The organism is Desulfovibrio piger (genome assembly GCF_951793255.1).
Taxonomy (GTDB): Bacteria; Desulfobacterota; Desulfovibrionia; order Desulfovibrionales; family Desulfovibrionaceae; genus Desulfovibrio.
In genome coordinates this window covers 1817175-1835956 of sequence record NZ_OX636706.1, presented here as the reverse complement: position 1 = coordinate 1835956, position 18782 = coordinate 1817175, and the positions used below count along the sequence as shown (strand labels likewise).

Annotated in this window: 17 protein-coding genes; 14 read left to right on the top strand and 3 right to left on the bottom strand. The window is 66.6% G+C overall.

Features of this window, described 5'->3' with window-relative positions:
• Positions 1–284 precede the first annotated feature (284 nt).
• Positions 285–1967 (bottom strand): energy-dependent translational throttle protein EttA, encoded by a 1683-nt coding sequence (gene ettA / locus Q4I12_RS08305; RefSeq protein WP_006003892.1) that lies wholly within the window; start codon positions 1965–1967, stop codon positions 285–287.
• Between the two features lie 251 nt (positions 1968–2218).
• Here ettA and Q4I12_RS08300 point away from each other — a divergent pair, with 251 nt between their 5' ends.
• From Q4I12_RS08300 to pgl, 6 genes are all read left to right on the top strand, one after another.
• Positions 2219–3175, top strand: a complete 957-nt coding sequence (locus Q4I12_RS08300; RefSeq protein ID WP_204674020.1) for a bile acid:sodium symporter family protein — start codon at positions 2219–2221, stop codon at positions 3173–3175.
• On the top strand, positions 3172–4398 hold the full coding sequence (locus Q4I12_RS08295; protein WP_006003889.1) for an aromatic amino acid transporter: 1227 nt from the start codon (positions 3172–3174) through the stop codon (positions 4396–4398). The genes Q4I12_RS08300 and Q4I12_RS08295 overlap by 4 nt, the downstream gene beginning before the upstream one ends.
• Positions 4399–4422: 24 nt before the next feature.
• On the top strand, positions 4423–4803 hold the full coding sequence (locus tag Q4I12_RS08290; RefSeq protein ID WP_006003888.1) for a RidA family protein: 381 nt from the start codon (positions 4423–4425) through the stop codon (positions 4801–4803).
• A 122-nt stretch (positions 4804–4925) separates the two neighbouring features.
• Positions 4926–6047, top strand: coding sequence for a metallophosphoesterase (locus Q4I12_RS08285; protein ID WP_302261301.1), 1122 nt, complete (start codon positions 4926–4928; stop codon positions 6045–6047).
• Positions 6048–6207: 160 nt separating this feature from the next.
• Positions 6208–6963: a class I SAM-dependent methyltransferase gene (locus Q4I12_RS08280; protein ID WP_302261300.1), complete on the top strand. Its 756-nt coding sequence runs from the start codon at positions 6208–6210 to the stop codon at positions 6961–6963.
• 212 nt (positions 6964–7175) lie between these two features.
• Positions 7176–7925, top strand: coding sequence for a 6-phosphogluconolactonase (gene pgl / locus Q4I12_RS08275; protein WP_168935403.1), 750 nt, complete (start codon positions 7176–7178; stop codon positions 7923–7925).
• Positions 7926–8074: 149 nt separating this feature from the next.
• Here the strand turns inward: pgl and Q4I12_RS08270 are convergent, their stop codons facing one another.
• Entirely contained in the window at positions 8075–9091 is a 1017-nt protein-coding gene (locus tag Q4I12_RS08270; protein ID WP_302261299.1) for a M15 family metallopeptidase, read from the bottom strand.
• A 65-nt stretch (positions 9092–9156) separates the two neighbouring features.
• On the opposite strand from Q4I12_RS08270, the gene Q4I12_RS08265 reads away from it, so the two are divergent.
• Together Q4I12_RS08265 and Q4I12_RS08260 are read left to right on the top strand one after the other, a co-directional pair.
• Positions 9157–10503 carry a MiaB/RimO family radical SAM methylthiotransferase gene (locus Q4I12_RS08265; protein ID WP_297138681.1) on the top strand — a complete coding sequence of 449 codons (1347 nt, stop codon included), beginning with the start codon at positions 9157–9159 and terminating at the stop codon, positions 10501–10503.
• A gap of 381 nt (positions 10504–10884) precedes the next feature.
• The gene (locus Q4I12_RS08260) at positions 10885–11373 is read left to right on the top strand and encodes a hypothetical protein (RefSeq protein ID WP_302261298.1); all 489 of its coding nucleotides are present in this window, start codon (positions 10885–10887) and stop codon (positions 11371–11373) included.
• Positions 11374–11638: 265 nt separating this feature from the next.
• Here the strand turns inward: Q4I12_RS08260 and Q4I12_RS08255 are convergent, their stop codons facing one another.
• On the bottom strand, positions 11639–12220 hold the full coding sequence (locus Q4I12_RS08255; protein ID WP_040368924.1) for a DJ-1/PfpI family protein: 582 nt from the start codon (positions 12218–12220) through the stop codon (positions 11639–11641).
• Between the two features lie 204 nt (positions 12221–12424).
• On the opposite strand from Q4I12_RS08255, the gene Q4I12_RS08250 reads away from it, so the two are divergent.
• From Q4I12_RS08250 to Q4I12_RS08225, 6 genes are all read left to right on the top strand, one after another.
• The gene (locus Q4I12_RS08250; protein WP_300705892.1) at positions 12425–12721 is read left to right on the top strand and encodes an FmdB family zinc ribbon protein; all 297 of its coding nucleotides are present in this window, start codon (positions 12425–12427) and stop codon (positions 12719–12721) included.
• Between the two features lie 145 nt (positions 12722–12866).
• Positions 12867–13745: a YicC/YloC family endoribonuclease gene (locus Q4I12_RS08245; protein ID WP_204674027.1), complete on the top strand. Its 879-nt coding sequence runs from the start codon at positions 12867–12869 to the stop codon at positions 13743–13745.
• A gap of 73 nt (positions 13746–13818) precedes the next feature.
• Complete coding sequence (gmk, locus tag Q4I12_RS08240) at positions 13819–14436, top strand: guanylate kinase (RefSeq protein ID WP_006003864.1); 618 nt, start codon at positions 13819–13821, stop codon at positions 14434–14436.
• A 13-nt stretch (positions 14437–14449) separates the two neighbouring features.
• Positions 14450–15142, top strand: a complete 693-nt coding sequence (pyrF, locus tag Q4I12_RS08235) for an orotidine-5'-phosphate decarboxylase (RefSeq protein ID WP_006003862.1) — start codon at positions 14450–14452, stop codon at positions 15140–15142.
• A 105-nt stretch (positions 15143–15247) separates the two neighbouring features.
• The gene (gene recJ / locus Q4I12_RS08230) at positions 15248–16978 is read left to right on the top strand and encodes a single-stranded-DNA-specific exonuclease RecJ (RefSeq protein WP_297138663.1); all 1731 of its coding nucleotides are present in this window, start codon (positions 15248–15250) and stop codon (positions 16976–16978) included.
• 565 nt (positions 16979–17543) lie between these two features.
• Entirely contained in the window at positions 17544–18548 is a 1005-nt protein-coding gene (locus tag Q4I12_RS08225; protein WP_168935412.1) for a hypothetical protein, read from the top strand.
• Positions 18549–18782 lie beyond the last annotated feature (234 nt).

Genomic DNA, 18782 nt, shown 5'->3' with positions numbered 1-18782 from the left:
TGACTTTTCAGGTCAGTAATACCGCCCTGTCCGGAACCGGCAGGTGGCCTGTGCCCAGGCCGGGAAGAGGAAAAGGATCCCGGGGCGGGCGCCCCGGACAGGAAGGCGTAGGGGAAAGCCGGGAAAGACGTCCCGGCCGGGACGGGGACACGGCACCATGCCGTGCCTCCGGGAAAGCCCTGCCTGCCGGGTCGTCCCGGGCCAGGCAGGAAAGGCGGGGCCGGGCCGCCCCGTCGCGCCCATGCCGGCAAGGGCACGGAGCGACGGGACAGCCGCGGCGAACATCAGCGGGTCAGCTTGCGGAACTTGGGCCGGTGCGGAGTCTCCGCTTCCTTGCCCAGACGCTTCTTGCGGTCTTCCTCGTATTCGCTGAAGTTGCCCTCGAAGAAGATGACGCTGGAGTCGCCCTCGAAGGCCATGATGTGCGTGGCGATGCGGTCCAGGAACCAGCGGTCGTGGCTCACCACCAGCACGCAGCCGGCGAAGTTGTCCAGGGCGTCTTCCAGGGCGCGCATGGTGTTGACGTCGATATCGTTGGTGGGTTCGTCGAGCAGCAGCACGTTGGCGCCGGATTTCAGCATCCGGGCCAGGTGCAGACGGTTGCGCTCACCACCGGAAAGCACGTCCACCTTCTTCTGCTGGTCGGCACCGTGGAAGTTGAAGCGCGTGCAGTAGGCACGGGCGTTGACTTCGCGGCTGCCCAGCTTGATGGTGTCGTGGCCTTCGCTGATGATGTCGTACACGCTCTTGCCCGGTTCCAGGGACTCGCGGCCCTGGTCCACATAGGCGAACTGCACGGTATCGCCCACCTTCACGGTGCCGGTATCGGGCTGTTCCTGCCCCACCAGCATCTTGAAGAGCGTGGTCTTGCCCGCGCCGTTGGGGCCGATGATGCCCACGATGGCACCGGCCGGGATGATGGCGTTGACATCTTCCATCAGCACACGGTCGCCCATGCTCTTGCTGACGCCGGTGAGCTCGATGACGCTCTTGCCCAGACGCGGTCCTGGCGGAATGTAGATCTCCAGATCCGGGGCGCGCTTCTCGCTTTCGTGGGAGAGCATGGCCTCGTAGGCGTTGATGCGGGCCTTGCCCTTGGCGTGGCGGCCCTTGGGCGACATGCGGATCCACTCCAGTTCGCGGGCCAGGGTCTTCTGGCGGTCGGCTTCGGCCTTTTCCTCATTGGCCAGGCGCTTCTGCTTCTGTTCCAGCCAGGAGGAGTAGTTGCCCTTCCACGGGATGCCCCGGCCGCGGTCCAGTTCCAGGATCCAGCCGGCCACGTTGTCCAGGAAGTAGCGGTCGTGGGTCACGGCGATGACCGTACCGGGGAAGGTGGAGAGGTAACGCTCCAGCCAGGCCACGGATTCGGCATCCAGATGGTTGGTGGGTTCGTCCAGCAGCAGGATGTCCGGGGCCTGCAGCAGCAGGCGGCACAGGGCCACGCGGCGGCGTTCGCCACCGGAGATCTTGTCCACGGTCATGTCGGCCGGCGGGCAGCGCAGGGCGTCCATGGCCATTTCCAGACGGGCGTCCAGATCCCACACGCCCTTGTGGTCCATCAGTTCCTGCACCTGGGCCTGACGCTCGATGAGGGCGTCCATCTCCTCAGGTTCCATGGGTTCGGCGAAACGGGCATTGATTTCCTCGAACTCCTTGGCGATGGCCATGAGTTCGCTCACACCCTCTTCCACCACCTCGCGCACGGTACGGGTCTCCCCGGCCAGGGGTTCCTGTTCCAGGTAGCCGATGGTGTAGCCGGGAGCCAGCACGGTCTTGCCGTCAAAGGCTTCGTCCACACCGGCCAGGATCTTCAGCAGGCTGGACTTGCCCGCGCCGTTGAGGCCCAAAACGCCGATCTTGGCCCCGTAGAAGTACGAAAGGGAGATGTCCTTCAGCACTTCTTTCTGGCCGTGGCGCTTGGACACGCGGATCATGGAATAAATGATCTTGTCCGGTTCGTTGCTCATAGTATCCTCAAAAGTGATGTGTGCCGGCCGGGCCGGCAGGGCGTACAGTCTAGCCGGGCTTGCGCCACATTTCAAGCACGCGCCGCAGCCACGGGAACATGCCCGGCGTCAGGGATGCGTGAGCGACGCCCCTTTGCCCACGCCCCCGGCCGAGGATTTTGTCTGTTCCCGCGGCCGGATGAACGGCTTGATTTGCCGCCCTGAGTCTGCCAAGATGCATGGTTCATCATGTCCGCAAAGGAGGAGGCCGTATGCTGTCGGTTCTGCGCAGGCTCAGTGTCGTTCTGACCCGCTTCATGGGTGTCATCATCATCGCCTTCTCGGCGCTGGCCCTGTGGCAACCCTGGATCTTTTCCTGGGTGGCGCCGCATATTTCCGCCATGCTGGGCATCATCATGCTGGGCATGGGCATGACCCTGCACTGGCAGGACTTCAGCCATGTGCTGCGGCATCCCCGCGATCTGGGGCTGGGACTGGTGGTGCAGTTCGGCTGTATGCCGCTGCTGGCCTTTGCCCTGTGCCATGTGTTCGCCCTGCCGCCGGAACTGGCCATGGGCATGATCCTGGTGGGCACGGCCCCGGGCGGGACTGCCTCCAACGTGCTGACCTTCATCGCCCGCGGCGACGTGGCTTTTTCCGTGGCCATGACGGCAGCGGCCACCCTGGTCTCGCTGCTGCTGACCCCGCCGCTGACCTGGCTGCTGGGCGGTGTGTGGGTGCCGGTGGACATGGGCGGCCTTTTCTGGTCCATCGTCAAGATCGTGCTGGTGCCCGTGCTGCTGGGTCTGCTGCTGCACCATTTCCAGCGCGGCCTGGTGGACAGGCTCATGCCCTTCCTGCCGCTGGCCTCGGCCCTGGTCATCACCCTGGTCATCGCCGGCATCATCGCCGTCAATGCGCAGAACATCCTTTCGGCCGGGCCCGCCATCTTCGCGGCGGTCATCGCCCACAACCTCCTTGGCCTGGCCGTGGGCTGGTTCGCCGCCTGCCGGCTGCGCTTTGCGCCGCCGCGCCGCCGCGCCCTGGCCATAGAGATAGGCACACAGAATTCCGGGCTGGCCACAGCCCTGGCGCTGGCGCACTTTACGCCTGCCGCCGCCATTGCCGGCGCCCTGTTCAGCGTCTGGCAGAACATTTCCGGCGCGCTGCTCTCCAACTTCTGGGCAACGCGTCCCGTAACGTCTGATTCCGGGGAGAAGGATTCATGAAGTTCATTTTCGGTGAGGGTTTCCAACGCACTCTGGGCGGTTCCATGATGGTGGCCGGTACGGCCATCGGCGCGGGCATGCTGGCCCTGCCCATGACCTCGGCCGGCATGTGGTTCAACTGGTCCATGGTGCTCATGCTGCTTTCCTGGTTCTGCATGCTGCGCGCCAGCCAGGCCATCCTTGAAGTCAACCTGCTGTTCGAGCCCGGCGACAGCCTGCACACCCTGGTGCAGAACACGCTGGGTTCCTTCTGGAGCGTGCTCAACGGCTTTTCCGTGGCCTTCGTGCTCTACACGCTGGTCTATGCCTACGTCAGCAGCGGCGGCTCCGTGGTCCAGCATGCCCTGCAGTCCAGCTGGGGCATCACGCCGCCCCGTGTCCTCACCAGCCTGATCTTCACCATCCTGCTCACGGCCTGTGTCTGGTGGAGCTCCAAGGCTGTGGACCGTCTGTCCGCCATCCTCATGGGCGGCATGGTCATCACCTTCCTGCTGTCCATCGGCGGCATGATCGGTCAGGCCCGCCTGGATTCCATGCTGGGCCTGGACGGCCAGAGCGGCGAATTCATCTTCATCTTCGGCGCGGCCTCCACCTACCTGACCTCCTTCTGCTTCCACGCCTCGGTGCCCAGCCTCATCAAATATCTGGGCAAGGACGCCCGCACCATCAACAGCTGCCTGCGCATCGGTACGGTCATCGCCCTGCTCTGCTACGTGGTCTGGATCGCCGCCGCCGACGGCATCATCCCGCGTGACGACTTCAAGCACATCACCAACGTGGGCGATCTGGTGGCCGCTTCCGGCACCAGCCTGGGCGGCATCATCCTCAAGATGCTGGAGGCCTTTGCCCTGTTCGCCATCGCCACGTCCTTCCTGGGCGCGGGCCTTGGCCTGTTCGACTACATGGCCGACCTGTGCGGCTTCGACAACAGCCGCCTGGGCCGCACCAAGACCATGCTCATCACCTTCGTGCCGCCCATGATCGGCGGCATCATCTGGCCCGACGGCTTCCTGCCCGCCATCGGCTGGGCCGGTCTGGCGGCCTCCATCTGGTCGGTCATCGTGCCCGCCCTGCTGCTGCGCGCCAGCCGCCGCAAGTTCCAGGCCAGCCTGTACCGCGTGCCCGGCGGTTCCACCACCGTGCCCCTGCTGCTGGTCTACGGCATCATCGTGGCCGTCTGCCATACCCTGTATGTCTTCAACCTGCTGCCTGTCTTCAAGTAGCAGCCAATACGCAAGGAGTTCCTCATGAACAAGGACGTCATCAGCACCCCCAACGCTCCTGCCGCCGTGGGCCCCTACAGCCAGGGCATCCGCGTGGGCGACATTTTCTTCCTCTCCGGCCAGATCCCGCTGGATCCCGCCACCGGCAAGCTGGTGGAAGGCGACATCTGCGCCCAGGCCGAGCAGTGCTGCAAGAACGTGGTGGCCCTGCTGGAATCCCAGGGCCTGACCACCGCCAACGTGGTCAAGACCACCGTGTTCATCGCCGACATGAACGACTTCCCCAAGGTCAACGAAGTCTACAAGAAATACTTCTGCGAACCCTTCCCCGCCCGTTCCTGCGTGGCCATCAAGAGCCTGCCTCTGGGCGCCCAGGTGGAAGTGGAAGCCATCGCCGCCCTCTAAGCCTGTCCGGGAGGGGCGTCCTGCAAAGGGATGCCCCTCCTTTTTCCATCCGGCTCCCTGCGTTCCCCCGGCCGGCTTCCTGCCGCCTGTCCCGGAGCCGCGCCTTCCTCCGCTCCCTGCCTATGCTCAAGATCGTCACGACCATCCTTTGCGTCTACATGCTGGTCCGCTGCGTGCTGCCCCTGCGCTGCAAGCGGCCGCTCAAGATGCTGCTGGCCCTGCTGGTGCTGCTGGTGGGCTTCCGCCTGCACATTTTTTCCCTGCTCTACGGCACCTTCAATCCCGAGCTGCCGCGCTGGGTGCTGGTCAGCACGGGCGTGCCGCATGTGCTTTTCTTCCTGCTGGCCCTGCTCTCGCTGCTTCGGGACGGCGTCTGCCTCATCTGGTGGCTGGCGCGCCGCCTGCGTCCGGGCCTTCCGGCCCTGCCCGGCAGCAACCGGCAGATGGCCGCCCTGCTGCTGGTGGCCCTGGTGATGACCGTCATGGCCGTGCCCGCGGCACTGCGTGTCCCCGATGTCCGCACGCAGGAGATCGTCCTGCCCGGCCTGCCTCCCGCCCTGGACGGCCTGCGCGTGGCCCAGCTCACGGACCTGCACATCAGCCGCAACTTCCCCGCCGAGTGGACCCGGGCCGTGGTGGACAGGACCAATGCCCTCAGGCCGGACATCATCCTGCTCACGGGGGACCTTATGGACGGCAGCCCCGCCCTGCGGCGCGAGGACTTCGCGCCCATGGCCGACCTGCGGGCGCCGCTGGGCGTCTTCGCCTGCCCGGGCAACCATGAATATTACTCCGACCTGCCTGCCTGGCGGCCCGTCCTGCGCGCTCACGGCATCACCCTGCTGGAGAACGAGGCCGTGGTGCTGCCGGTGCGGGGCAGCCACCTGACCGTGGCCGGTGTCACCGACAATGTGGCCGGTCGCTTCGGCCTGCCCGGTCCCGATCCGCACAGGGCCCTGGAGGGGACGCCGCGACCGCGCATCCTCATGGCCCACAAGCCGGAGCTCTTCCATGAGACGGCCCCGGAAATCGACCTGCAGCTTTCCGGCCATACCCACGGCGGGCTGGCCCTGCTGCTGGATCAGGGCGTGGCCCTGTTCAACGGCGGTTTCGTGCGCGGCTGGTATGCCCGGGACGACGCCCGCCTGTATGTGGGCCCCGGCAGCGGCCTGTGGGGCGGTTTTCCCCTGCGCCTGGGCGTGCCTTCCGAGATCCTGCTGCTGGTCCTGCGCGCGCCGCGATGACGCATCGCCCTCCCGGAGCCCGTCTGCCCGCCTTTTTTCCCGCTCCCGCAGGCCGGACATCCCCTGGAGCATCGGGACTTCATCCCGCATCCCTCTTGCCTGCCGCTCCGGCAGGCCCTACATTAGCAGGATAGAGAACCCTCACCTTCAAGGAGCCTGCATGCCCCTCCCGCCCCCCAGCCCGTTCCATCAGCACATCGCCCTGCCGGAAAGGACAGCCCTGCTGCTCTCCATGCTGGCCCCCTGGCCGCGCCGGGGCAGAGAATTGCTGGTCATCGGCTGCGGGGCGGGGCATGTCCTGCCTCCGCTCTGGCAGAGCGGCTTTGACCTGAGCGCCTGCGAGACCTCTCCGGCCCTGCGGGAACAGGCCCGGCGCAGGGCCCCGCAAGGCGTGGAGATAGAAGCCGCGTCCCCGGACTGGCTGCCCTTTGCCGACAACAGTTTCGACTGGGTACTGCTGCGGGCCGACGAACTGCCGCCCGCCGCCCTGCCTGCGGCCTTGGGCGAGGCCTGCCGCGTGGCGGCCTGCGGTCTGGCCCTCACCTTCTGGAACAGCGCCTCCCTGCCCTGGCTGACCTGGCGGCTGCACGGGCGTCGCCATGCCTGGCCCGGGCACTGCCTGCCCTTCTGGACCGTCTGGCGCCTGCTGGCCGCCCGCCCGGGACGACTGCACGCGGCAAGCTGCCTCTGGCGGCCCGCCTGCCGCTGGCATCACGGGACGCACGTCCATGCCGCGGCCCTTTCCCGCCTGCCCTTCGGGGCCTGGTGCATCCTGCGTCTGGACATGTCGCCCCGCCGTACGGGCACCCCCCTGCCCCTGCGTCTGCGCCCCCGTCTGGATACCGCCCGCCCCGTCATGGAGTACGACTCCCTGCGTACCACCGGCCAGCCCCCGGCACAAAAACAGCATCCCTGAATCACAGGAAAAATTTTTTCTGTTCCCGGAGACCACAGCGCAGGGGATTTTCGGCATTCCTCTCCCGCCCGCAGCGGCAGACAAGCCTCAGGGGGCTTGCCGCCGGCACCGCCCTGCATTATGGTGGTACGTCCTGAAGGAAATGACAGCAACACGGGCGGTATCCTGTGCCGCGCCGTTTTTATTGCGCAGTCCACAATAAGGAGATCATCATGAAAGCGCGCAGCAGATCCATCCATCTTTCCGTGCATATCCATAAAGATCCTGCCGCCATGGCCGAGCGCGCCGCCCATATCCTGGCCGCCGCCTGTGAAGAAGCCGTGGCCGAACGCGGCGTGTTCCGCATCGCCCTTTCCGGCGGCCAGACGCCCATCCCCCTGTTCCGTCTGCTGGCGGCCAGTGACTGGGCCGACCGCCTGCCCTGGGACAAGATGAACTTTTTCTGGGTGGACGAACGCTGCGTGGGTCCCGACCATCCTGACAGCAACTACGGCCTTGCCCGCCGCGAACTGCTGAGCCATGTGCCTGCCACCCACTTCTACCGCATGCGCGGCGACATCGACCCTGTGGAAGCCGCCGTCAAATACGAGCAGCAGATCCGTCAGGACTTCAATATCGGTCCCAACGACCTGCCCCGCTTCGACTTCATGATCCTGGGCATGGGCGATGACGGCCACACCGGTTCCATCTTCCCCAACTCTCCGGCCCTGGCCGAGCGCAAGCGTCTGGTCATCGACCAGTATGTGCCCGAACGCAAGGCCGACCGCCTGACTCTGACCCTGCCGGTCATCAACAACTCCCGCTGCTGCATGTTTCTGGTCACGGGCAAGGAAAAGCATCAGGTGCTGGGCCAGGTGCTGGATCTGCTGGCCGAGCCCACCCTGCCTGCCCAGATGGTGCGCCCCAGCGTGGGCGACCTGATCTGGGTCGTGGACGAGGCCGCGGCCACCGGTCAGGACTAGGCCGTCCTGCCATACGAGTGACAAAGGAGGGGCCCCACCGGGACCCCTCCTTTTTTTGCGGGTTCTGCCTGCCCGACACGTTCGCGACGACACATCATCCCCGCCCCGGCTCGCTGCCCGCCAGGGACGACCGTCGGGACAGATGCCTCTCAGCCGTTGCTCCCCTCTGCCGCCCCCACTCCCGACAGGTCATGAGGGGACGCGACTGTCCCGCCGTCCCGCTCGGCCCCGCCGGGAAGACCTTCGAGCCCGCTCCCGCCCGCCGTCTCCAGCTGGTGCAGCACACGGGCCTTGGCCATGATCTCGGGCCGGTATTCGAAGTGCATCAGATCGTATTCGTGCCATTTGCCGCCCCAGATGAAGCCCTCGGCCTCGAAGGCCCGGACGATCTCGCTGTCGTAGGACTGTTGCAGGGGATGGCGTTCCATCCTGGCCCAGCGCCAGTACGGCGCCCGCTGCGGGCTCAGGTCGATGGCGATACCGAAGGAATGCGGGCTCAGGCGCTGCTCTCCGGCAATGGGGCGCCACAAAAAGCCTCCGGCCGAGACCAGCCAGGGCTTGAGCTCCGGCCGCTGCCGCACGGCCTCGCGCAGGCGGCCGTCCACGGCGGCCAGCGCCCGCACGGCGGCCCCGCTCATCCGCACCTTGCGCCCCTGCAGGGACGTCACGCCCAGGCCCCGGCGGACCGTGGCCGCATCCGCACCGTACAGGGCCTTCAAAAAGGCATAACTGCGCCAGCGGCCGGGCGAATAGCCCAGAGGCGTGGCCGCCCGTTCCGGGTCCGGCAGATAGGGCAAGTGCATGCTGGCACGCAGCGAGACATCCATGCGTGCGGGATCGAGACGCCGGGCCAGTCGCTGTTCCCTGTCCAGCAGGGTCGCATCATCATAAGGATGGGCCGCCAGCTCCGCTGCCGAGGCATAGAGCACCCGCCGCTCCCCTTCCAGGCGCAGCCAGATCCCGTCAGGCCCGGATTCCACCGCCCTGATCTGCGGGTAGGCCGAACGCAGGCACAGCAGATTGATACGGTCCTCGGCGGACAGCCCGGAGAGCTCGCCGCCACGTTCGCCGGCAGCCGTCTCCGCCGTACAGCACAGCGGCAGCAGCAACAGCCACAACAGCAGCCCGCCCCAGCGGGAGGGATGCCGCCACACACATCCTTTCATCATCCATCTCCAGCGGGTCCGGCCGCCTCTTGTCAAGGGGACGGCCTTTGCCCTACATAGCAGCCATGCAAGCATGGAAATTCTACTTCATTACCTTTGGCTGTAAGGTGAACCAGTACGAAACGCAATCCCTGCGCGAGGCCTGGCAGGCCCGTGGCGGCGTGGAATGCGACGACCCCGCCCAGGCGGACGTGGTCTGCGTCAACAGTTGCGCCATCACGGCCCGTGGCGAACGCGATGCCCGCAATGCCGTGTTCCGTCTGCGCCGTGCGGCCCCCGCTGCCCGCCTGATCCTGACCGGTTGTGCGGCCCGCCTGTTCGAGGACTTTCGCCGGCACGGCCACGAGGACTGCGTGCAGCCGGACCTCGTCCTGCCCCAGGGCGACAAGCGCCTGCTGCTGGCCGGGCCCTGGACGGAAGATGCCCAGGCTCCGGCAGGAGAAGCGCAGGCCCCTTCCTACCCGCCCTTTGCCATCAGCGGCTTCCGGCGCGCCCGCCCCGTGCTCAAGGTGCAGGACGGCTGCCAGCACCGCTGCACCTACTGCATCGTGCCCCTCACCCGCGGCCGCTGCCTGAGCCGCCCGCCGGAAGACGTCATCGCCGAGGCCCGGCGCCTGTTGCTGGCCGGACATGCCGAGATCATGATCTCCGGCATCAATCTGCGCCAGTATGGCCGGGACAACGCTGATTTCGGTGATTTCTGGAGCCTGCTCCGCCGTCTGGATGCCGCCCTGGCCCCGGAATTCGCCGGACGCGGCCGCTTCCGCATCAGCTCCCTGGAGCCGTCGCAGCTCGATGACGAAGGGGTGGAGACCCTCATGGCCTGCCGCATGCTCTGCCCGCAGCTGCACATCTCGCTGCAGCATGCCAGCCAGCCCGTGCTGCGCCGCATGGGCCGCGGCCACTACACGGCAGAAATGCTCCAGCGTGCCGTGGGACGCCTGCACGCCCACTGGCCCGTCATGGGGCTGGGGGCGGACATCATCGCGGGCTTCCCGGGCGAGCGTGAGGAAGATGTGGCCTGCCTGCTGGACTTCGTGCGCGAGACGCCCTTCAGCTATGCCCACGTCTTCCCCTATTCCCGTCGCCCCGGCACTGCCGCCGACCGCTTTGACGGCCACCTGCCCCAGCAGGTCAAGCAGGAGCGGGCCGCCCGCGTCCGCGCCGCCGTGGAAGAACGCCGTCAGGCTTTCTGGCAGGCACAGCTGGCCCTGCCGCGCATGCTGCTGGCCGCCGACAGCCCCGCTCCCGACCAGGCCCCTGCCCGCCGTCGCAAAGCCATCAAGGGCGTCAATGAATTCTATGTGCCCTGCATCCTGCCCGCCGGGGCCCATCCCGGTCGCGAACTGCTGGCCGTACGTCCCCTGTCCGTCACGGACAAGGGGCTGCTGGTGGAGCCGCTGGCGGACTAGATCTCGTTGTTCCGGAGCCCGGGGAGGGGCGTTGCCGTCCCGTCGCTGTCGATGTCCGAAGCCCTGCCGGGCATGCCCGCAAGGCACTCAGGACAGTGGCAGCAGCGGCAAGCGCCTCCTCCGGCTCCATCCTCTCAAGATACCGCGTGATACGGCGGGATGGTTGCCGGAAAGAACTTGCTAAAAGTTCCGATTCCTGAAATAAAACATAGCAACAAAATATGTTTCATACTCCCCGTCCCAACGGCCGGACGGGAAAGTCCCGCTCCCGACAACAAGATCTGCCCGCCACCGCCCCGTGCCACGGCATGCAAGACTGGAGCGAACGCTCTCCCTTCCCTCCTTTCCGGCCGCATCCCTGTAACCAAGAGAGGAAATGCCATGTCCTGCCGCTATGCTCTCCCCGCCCTTTTGGGCCTCACCCTGCTGGCATCCGGCTGTGCCGGCGGTTTTTCCCGTCATTATCAGGCGGCGGACGACCATGTCCGCCCCGTGGATACCCTTGAATCCTGTAGCGCCCCCCGCGTGGAACAGCTCCCGGCATCCGTTATGGAAAAACGCCTTGCCGCGGCCCTTGCTGACGGCTATGTCCGTCTGGGCCGGGCCACATGGGAAAGCGCCGTCCCCGCATCCGCCGACGATGCCGTCGCCCAGGCGGGCCGTGTGGGTGCCTGCCTCGTGCTCCAGAGCGTGACGCCCATCCCCCAGCAGCCGGAAAAGCCCCACTACCAGGCGCATCCCGGCTTCGTCTCGCGCATCGGCCAGCGCGGCATCTTTGCCGAGGACAACAGCGGGAACCTGGGCGGCCCGTCCACGCAGCCTGCGGTGCGTTACTGCAATGACGCCGTCTTCCTTGCCCGCACGAGGTAGAGAGGCAACCCTCTTCCCCGCCGGAGAAAGCAGACAGGCCCGCACCGGCAGCCCAGGATCTTCCTGTCGGCCACCGGGGCAGGCACATGCCGGATAAGACCGGAGCGCCTGCCGCCCAGGCCTCATGCATACACACAGCCCCCGTATGGCGCATGCCTTTGGTTTCGCGCCTCGGGGCTCAACAGACGAATCCATACAAAAAGAGGGAGCCGTGCCGCAGGGCAGGCTCCCTCTTTCCCTGTCAGGGGATATCGTTATTCGCTGGCTAGATGCTGATCTGGGCGCCCAGCAGCTTGACGAAGGCGGCGATCCAGGCCGGATGCGCAGGCCAGGCCGGGGCCGTGACCAGATTGCCGTCCACCACCGCGTTGCTGGCCGTGGCGTTGAAGTCATGCCAGGTGGCGCCCGCGGCCACCACATCGGGCTTGACCGCAGCGTAGCAGGTGCAGGTGCGGCCCTTGAGGATGCCCGCGCTCACCAGCAGCTGGGGGCCGTGGCAGATGGCGGCGATGGGTTTGCCGGCGGCGTCGAATTCACGCACGATCTCCAGCACGCGCTCGTTGAGGCGCAGATATTCGGGAGCGCGCCCGCCGGGCACCACCAGACCGGCGTAGTCGGCCACATCGACCTTGTCGAAGTCATAGTTGATGGCGAAGTTGTGGCCGCGCTTCTCGCTGTAGGTCTGGTCGCCCTCGAAGTCATGGATGGCCGTGCGCACGAAATCACCGGCCTTCTTGCCGGGGCAGACGGCGTGGACTTCGTAGCCCAGCATCAGCAGCATCTGGAAAGGCACCATCACTTCGTAATCTTCCACATAATCGCCGGCCAGCAGCAGAATCTTTTTCATCGTATACTCCTGTGCGGCAAGTCGCCCGTCCGGAACAAAGAAGCCGGGCCCGCTCTTGCCATCGCTCATATACTGCTTATATAAGCAGCGGAATGTTACAGACAAGAGGCAGGCCGGAGCTTTTCCGTCCCGGCGGCTGCCTGCCGATACACCCCACTGTCCCGCGGCCACGGCTGCGGCCCAAAACATGGCAAGGAGTGCTCCATGCCCCTGTATGATTTTGTCTGCCCCGCCTGCGGGGCCCAGTTCGAAGAGCTGGCGTTCGGTGACGAGACGCCCGCCTGTCCCCAGTGCGGCCATGCCGAGACCCAGCGCCAGATGAGCGTGCCCAGCCCGCTCAAGACCGGCGCCTTCCCCTTCAAGCCCGGCCCGGTGCATCCGCTGGCCTCCAAGATGGGTAAGGGCCTTGCCGGTTGCGGTCAGGCCGGTGGCTGCGGCAGCAGCACCCCCGCCGCGCCCAGCTCCGGCTCCGCCTGCGGCGGCAACGGCAAGTTCTCCTGAGCCTAGGCTCCTCGTATCCTGGCAGGATACGTTCATTTTGGGGACGCGCCTTCCGCGGCATGTATCCAGCCGCGCGGGCGCGTTCCTTGCATTATGGAGCTGCTTGGCCTATTCTTTTGGAATATTTTCACTTCAGGGGGATATTATGCTGCGCAGTATGACCGGCTTCGGCCGCTGCCTGGTAGAGAGCGAAGGCTTCACCCAGCAATGGGAAGTCAAAAGCGTCAACAGCCGCCATCTGGACCTCAAATGGCGCCTGCCCATGAGCGTGCGCAGCCTTGAGCCGCGCCTGGAAAAAGTGGTGCGCCGCTTCGCCTCCCGCGGTCGCGTGGACATCAGCCTGACCCTCCAGTACACCGGCGGCACCGGCCCCGCGCCGCGTTTTGACGCCATGCAGGCCGAAGCCATGCTGGACAGCCTGAAAGAACTGGCTGCCCGCCGTGGCGAGCCCTTCACCCCCGACTACAACGCCCTGCTCGCCCTGCCCGGCCTGTGGGGCGATGCCGGTGACGAAGTGGACGAGAGCCTGACCCTGGCCCTGGAAGAAGGCCTGTCCCTGGCCCTGGAAGACTGGAACGACGCCCGCGCCGCCGAGGGCCGCGCCCTGGCCCGCGACATGCATTCCCGCATCCTGCGCATGGAAGAATGGACCGGCCTCATCGCCGAACGCGCGCCCGAGATCAAGGAAGAGCGCGCCGCCGTCATGCGCGAACGCCTCAACGAGGCGCTGGAAGCCGTCAACGGCCTGGACGAGAACCGCTTCCTGCAGGAGGTCACCATCCTGGCCGACCGTCTGGACGTCACCGAAGAGCTGACCCGTCTGCACACCCACCTTGCCCGCCTGCACGAACTGCTGGATGCGGGCAAGGATGCCGGCCGCCGTCTGGACTTCACGCTGCAGGAATGCTTCCGCGAGATCAACACCTGCGGCAACAAGATCCCCGATGTGCAGCTTTCGCGCATGGTGGTCGATTTCAAGAACGAACTGGAAAAGTGCCGCGAGCAGGTACAGAACCTCGAATAGCCGGCGGGTTCCCGTCACGGTCGTCCGACACTGAGCTCCGCGGGCCCTGCCTGCGGAAGGAGATTTTGACATCATGAACAGACTCGGCATCGCGCTGGTCATCAGCGCGCCCTCCGGCACGGGGAAGACCACGCTCATCAAACGCCTGCGCAAGGAATTCCCCAACTTCGGCTATTCCATCTCCTGCACCACCCGCGCCCCCCGCGAGGGCGAAGTGGACGGCAAGGACTATCACTTCCTGAGCCGCGAGCGCTTCGTGGAGCTGCGCGACCAGGGCCATTTTGCCGAATGGGCCGAGGTGCACGGCAACTTCTACGGCACGCCCCTGCCCCCTGTGCGCGAGATGCTGGCCAAAGGCCAGGACATCCTGTTCGACATCGACGTGCAGGGCGCCGCCCAGCTGCGCAAGAACATGCCCGATGCCCGCTTCCTCTTCATCCTGCCGCCCTCCATGGAAGAACTGGAACGCCGTTTGCGCGGCCGCGGCCTGGACAGCGAGGAAGTCATCCTGCGCCGCCTGGCCAATGCCCGTGCCGAGATGCAGGAAGCGCCCCACTACGATGCCCTCATCGTCAATGACGACCTGGACACGGCTTACGACCACCTGCGCGCCGCCTACCTGGCCGCGACCCTGGCGCCCCACTGTCGCCCCGGGCTGGTGGAGGCCCTGAACAACGGACACCTCCTTTAAAGGAAGAAGAACGATGGCTGCCCAACTCATTGTCGCTCTGGATCTGCCCCGCAAGGAAGACGCTCTCGTCCTGGCCCGCGAACTGCAAGGCGCCGTGCCCTGGTGCAAGGTGGGCATGGAACTGTTCACCCTGGCCGGCCCGGACATCATCCGCGAACTGCACGACCTTGGCTTCCATGTCTTCCTGGACATGAAATTTTACGACATCCCCCACACCGTGGCCCAGGCCGTCAAGGCCGCTGCCGCCGCCGGTGCGGAACTGCTGACCCTGCACTGCCAGGGCGGCGAGCGCATGTGCAGCGAGGCCCGTATTGCCGCCGACAGCTACGGCAGCAAGGCTCCCCAGCTTTTCGGCGTCACGGCCCTGACCAGCTTCGGCCCCGGCGAGATGCCCGGCATCAGCGCCGATCCTTCGGACTTTGCCCTGGAGCTGGCCGGCAAGGCCCGCGGCTGGGGCCTGGACGGCGTGGTCTGCTCCGGCCATGAGGCCGCCCGCATCAAGGCCTCCTGTCAGGGCCTGCGCTGCCTGTGCCCCGGCATCCGTCCCGCGGGTGCCGATACCGACGACCAGCAGCGCATCATGACGCCCGCCCGTGCCGTGCAGGCCGGTGCCGACTTCCTGGTGGTGGGACGTCCCATCCTCAAGGCCCCCTCGCCCGCCGAGGCCGCCCGTGCCATCCAGGCCGAGATGAAAGCCGCCGTCTAAAGGAGACCGCATGACAGCCAGCGCCCCTCTTGCCCTTTTCCGCACCTCAAGCACGCCCCGTCGCCCCAGCATCCGGCGTCGCGGGCCTGTCAGGGAGGTGGCGGCATGAAGCGCTGGCTGTTTCGTGAGCCCCCTGCCGGTTCGCCGCCGCGCGGTCTGGCCCGTGAGCTCTCCATCTCTCCCCTGCTGCTGGACATCCTCTGGCGGCGCGGCCTGGACAGCCCCGAGGAGCTGGACGCCTATCTTTCCGCGCGTCTGCCCGATCTGGTGCCGCCGTCCCGCTGGCCCCAGTTCCCGCAGGCGGCCGAGGTCATCAGCAAGGCCCTGCTGGACGGCAAGAAGCTGGCCGTCTGGGGCGACTACGACGTGGACGGCATCACGTCCTCCACACTGGTGCTGGACGTGCTGGAAGCCCACGGCCTGGAAGCCCTGTGGCATGTGCCCGACCGCCGCAGCGAAGGCTACGGCCTGAACATCCCGGCCATCGAAGAACTGGCCGCGCAGGGCTGCGGCATCCTGCTCACCGTGGACTGCGGCATCTCCGACATGGCGGCCGTGGCCCGCGCCCGCGAGCTGGGCATGACCGTGGTCATCTCCGACCACCACCTGCCGCCGCCGGAACTGCCCCCGGCCGACGCCATCTGCAATCCCCGTCTGGGCCCGGAAGACGACATGCCCTGCCCCCATCTGGCCGGTGTGGGCGTGGCCTTCTTCCTCATGGCCGCCGTCAACGCGGCCCTGGCCCCGCATACGGGCCGCCGCTTCAAGATGGACAAGGTGCTGGATCTGGTGGCCCTGGGCACGCTGGCCGACGTCATGCGCCTGGGCGGGCAGAACCGCATCCTCGTGCGCGGCGGGCTGGACAAGCTGGCCGAGGCCGCCCGTCCCGGCATCGCCGCCCTCAAGACCGTGAGCGGTTCCGACGCGGCCGCCCGCCTCAACGCAGGACAGGTGGTCTTCCGTCTGGCGCCGCGCATCAATGCCGCCGGACGCATGGGCGCGGCCGACACCGCCCTCCAGCTGTTGCGCAGCAAGGACCATGTGGAGGCCCTCCGCCTGGCCCAGCATCTGGATGCCCTCAACACCCAGCGCCGCGAGGAAGAGGAACGCATCTGGGCCGCCGCCCGCGAGCAGGCCCACCGCCAGCTGGAACAGCGCCAGCGCCCGGCCCTGGTGCTCTACGGCGGCGACTGGCACCCCGGCATCGTGGGCATCGTGGCCTCGCGCATCGTGGAAGAATTCTACCGGCCCACCATCATCCTTTGCGACGACAACAATATGATGAAGGGCTCGGGCCGCTCCATCCGCGAGTTCGACCTTTACGCCGGGCTCCAGAAGACGGCCCACGTGCTGGCGGGCTTCGGCGGCCACAAGCTGGCCGCGGGCGTGCGCCTGGAACCCAACCAGCTGGAACGCTTCCGCGAGGCCTTCGAACGGGTCGTGGCGGACGAGCTGGGCGAGCAGCCCCTGACCCCGGCCCTGCTGCTGGAATGCGAGCTGGATTTCCAGCAGGCTTCGGATTCCGCCTTCTTGCAGGAGCTGGAACTCATGCAGCCCTTTGGGGCAGGCAATGCCGAACCGGTCTTCGCCTCCCCGGAACTCACGGTGGTGGACCGCAGCCCGCTGGGCTACAGCGGCGACCATGTGCGCCTGCGCCTGAAGGACAGCGCCAGCGGCATCACCCTCATGGCCAAGGGCTGGAACATGGCCACGGCCTTCCCGCCCTCCTCCGTGGGCTCGCGCATCCGTGTGGCCTACACGCCGCGCCTGGACTACTACCGGGGCGTGGCCTCCATCGACGTGGGCATCAAGGACTGGCAGCCCGTGGCCGACTAGCACACGCGGATAAGGATCGTTGAAGGGCCTTCTTCCCGTATGGAAGCGGCCCTTTTCCTTTCTCCTCTGGCGGAGCGCTGGACGCATCTCCGTTCTTCACCAGCTGATGCCGTCCCGCACAGCCGGCAGGTTCCGGGCAGCCATCGCCCTGCTGCCACTCCCCAGACTGCCGTCAGCCATGTCCCTGCGGTACCGCCGGGCCGCGCCGTGCAAGGACGTACCTCCTCTTCTCCCCGGGCGGATGGCATCCCCCGTATCTGCGCGCCCTGTCCGCTGCCACAAAATCCCGGAAATTTCCTTCCGCATCCTTCACAGATGCCATTTGAGGCTTACCCTTTGAACACGGCAGCCCCGACGGCAGCGCCGGGAGCGCTTCCCGCGCCCGTGCCATCGCCGTCCGGCCCGGCCCTCCCGCCCGTATCCCTGCTCCGGCAGGCAGTCCGGGACAGGCCCGCGACCACGGCTGCCTGCGGCACCCTCCCCCCCACGAGGCAAGGGGACTGCGCCGCGCCCTTACCTTCAACAGATCACACGCCGGGATCATCCGGCTTTTCAGGAGTTCGTCATGAAGCAGCCCGAAGAGCTGTCCGCGTACAAGGAAAGCGTCCTGCAGGACATCGCCCAGGCCCAGCGCGTGGGCGCTGACGAGAATGCCATCACCGCCCTCATCAGCCAGTACCCGCTGGATCAGGCCCTGGCCGCCCGTCTGGCCCGCTGCTACGGCCCCAAGGGCTTGGAGAATTTCAATCTGGACGGCATCGACGTGGCCGCCCTGCCCGCCCAGCAGAAACACGCCAAGGAGCCTGACCAGAGCGTGCTGCAACAGGTCTGGGAAGAACACGTGGCCCTGGTCATGGATCAGGTCTGCCGCATGTCGCCCGAATATCTCGATCTGGAGCAGGAGACCCGTCTGGACATCCTGCTGCTGGAGCAGGCCCGTGCCGAGAACAACCTCCAGGCCATGCTGGGGCTGGAGATCCTGCATGTGGCCGAAGACCTGAACCTGGCCATGCAGGAGGCCGAAGCCGCCGAGGCCGGTCACGCCGCCGGGCAGCCCGGAGCCTGCAAGATGGCCGCCTTTGCCCGCAAGATCATCCACAGCCTGGAACGCCAACGCGAGAGCCTGGAACAGGCCGCCGAGCTCCTGCCCCTGGTCTGTGACGCCCAGGCCTATGCCGCCGCTGCCCAGACCTACGCCCAGAACAAAAAAGACAAGGACGGTCTGCCCGAAGACGGTTTCCGCCAGACCATGCAGGCCCAGCGCCAGTCGCTGGAAGCCGCCGCGCAGGATTGCACCACGCCCTGCCTGGGCGATCTGTTCACTGCCCGTCATCGTAACCTGGCCACGGCGGAAGAGATCTACATCCGCATGCAGCGTCAGGCCCTGAGCGGCCTTTCTTCGGTGACGCAGGCCGAAGCCCTGGCCGACAGCCTCTTCCCCTGGCTGGCCGATACCCTGGAAGGCATCGTCGGCAATGAGCTCCATGCGGGTCTCAAGGACACGGCGGCCGCCCGCCTGGACGGCATCCGCCAGCTGCTGGCCGATATGGAAGCTGAAGAGCAGGAATAAAAGGATGAGGGGGAAGGGGGCCCCTTTTTGAAAAAAGGTCTCCCCTTCCCCCTCAAACTCCCCCATCCCTGCCAAAAACTTTTGGCCGGATCACCGGCAAGGTCTCGTGTCGCGCAGGCTGTGCGCGACTCACCGTCCCCCGGCATGATGCGGGAGAAAGACAAGGTCCGGCATGAAGGCAAAGAATGGGGGCGCCCCGGAAAGAGATGCATCGCCTTGCCGCCGCGCATGGGA